This is a genomic window from Microbacterium sp. K41 (assembly GCF_004794395.1).
GTDB classification, from domain to species: domain Bacteria; phylum Actinomycetota; class Actinomycetes; order Actinomycetales; family Microbacteriaceae; genus Microbacterium; species Microbacterium sufflavum.
Genome location: NZ_SSDO01000495.1, coordinates 1 through 1837 on the forward strand (window position 1 = coordinate 1; position 1837 = coordinate 1837).

Genomic DNA, 1837 nt, shown 5'->3' on the forward strand with positions numbered 1-1837 from the left:
GAGAACGTGGCCGACGCGATCCGGCGGGCGGGCGGCGAGGCCATCGCCGCCGACCCCGAGGCGCTCCCACCCCGGATCGCCGACCGCTACCTGGAGCTCAAGGCCGCCGGACGGCTGTGACCGGGGCCGTCGTCAGCCGGCGACGAGTCGCGGCGTGCCGGCCTCGTACTCGACCAGGTCGCCGCTCTCCCCGCGGCGGTACGCCCGTCCGCCGATGGCGAGCATGTAGACGAGGAACACGGCGAGCGCCGCGGCCCCGATGCCGATCTTGACCGGCCACGGCAGCGCCCAGCCCGTGACGAAACCCTCCACCAGGCCGGACAGGAACAGGGCGAAGACGAGCCCGATCGCGACCGTGGCGAGGGCCCGCCCCTCCTCCGCGAGCGCTTCACCGCGCGACCGGCGACCCGGCGCCACCCACGCCCAGAACACGTGCAGCCCGGCGGCGGCTGCGACGAAGATGCAGGTCATCTCGAGCATGCCGTGCGGCAGGATGTAGAGCACCATCAGGTCGGCCTTGTCGTGGGCCGCCATGACCGCGCCTGACGTGCCGAGCCCGATGGCGTTCTGCAGCAGCATGTAGATCGGCCAGATGCCCGTGACGCCGAACAGCACGCACTGCATCGCGATCCAGGCGTTGTTCGTCCACACCATGCCCATGAACACGGCAGCGGGGTTCTCGGTGTAGTACCCGGTGAAGCTCTCGTCGGCGTACTGCTCCAGGGCGTCGGGCGGGCCGAGCGTCGCCACCAGCGCCGGATCGCTCGCGATCCAGCCCGCGACGCCCACGGCGACCGCGATGAACGCGACCGCGATGATCAGGGTGGTCCAGCGCAGCCGGTACAGGGCGGCGGGGAGCTGGAGCCCGAAGAAGCGCCCGACCTGGGTGAGGATGCTGTCGGAGGCGCCGGTGAGCCGCAGTCGCGCGCGCACCAGGATCGTCGAGAGGTAGGCGCCCTGCGGCGAGTCGCCGACGGAGGTCTTGAGCTCGGCGAGGTCGGCGGATGCGGCGCGGTAGCGCACGATGAGCTCGTCGACCCCCGCGCCGTCGAGGCGAGCGCGGCTGAGCTGATCCAGCCGCTCCCACTCGGACCGGCGGACGTCGGTCAGGGCATCGGCATCCACCTGATTTACTGTACTCATGTCCGCGCAGATCGACGTCTCCGACGAGGTGCTCTCCGGAGAGGCGGTCGCGATCGACGTGCAGCCGGTCGGGTTCGTGCTCCGCGCCGCGGGAGCGATCATCGACATGCTCGTGGGCTACGGCGTCTTCGTGCTGTGGATCTTCCTGCGCATCTGGCTGCTCGACGCCGGCGTGCTCGACGAGGCGACCGACCGCATCGCCACCGTCTCCGCGCTCGTGGTGAGCTTCGTCGTCCTGCCGATCACGATGGAGGTCGCCCTGAAGGGACGCAGCCTCGGCAAGCTCGCGGTCGGCGGGCGCATCGTGCGCTTGGACGGCGGCGCCGCCGGGTTCCGGCACGCCTTCATCCGCGCGCTCCTCGGCGTGCTGGAGATCTACCTCACGTTCGGTGGCCTGGCGGTGCTGGTGGGCGCGTTCACCTCCCGCTCGCAGCGACTGGGCGACCTCGTCGCCGGCACGTACAGCCAGCGCGTGCGCACGCCACGGCTGACCGGGCACGCGCCCGTGCTTCCGCCGCAGCTCGCCGGATGGGCGCAGATCGCCGACGTCGCCCGGCTGCCCGATCGCCTGGCGCGCCGCATCTCGCAGTTCCTGGAGAGCGCGCCGCGGATGATGCCCGCCGCGCGCGAGCGGGTGGCGCAGGGACTGCTCGCGGAGGCGGCGCCGTTCGTGTCGCCGGTGCCCGCCGCCCCC

Annotated in this window: 2 protein-coding genes; one reads left to right on the forward strand and one right to left on the reverse strand. The window is 72.2% G+C overall.

The features are described from left to right. Positions 1–132: 132 nt before the first annotated feature. Entirely contained in the window at positions 133–1125 is a 993-nt protein-coding gene (locus tag DW309_RS16445; RefSeq protein WP_136032131.1) for a stage II sporulation protein M, read from the reverse strand. A gap of 16 nt (positions 1126–1141) precedes the next feature. On the opposite strand from DW309_RS16445, the gene DW309_RS16450 reads away from it, so the two are divergent. Further along, positions 1142–1837: RDD family protein (locus tag DW309_RS16450; RefSeq protein ID WP_136032133.1), on the forward strand; the 696-nt coding region annotated here is incomplete at its 3' end.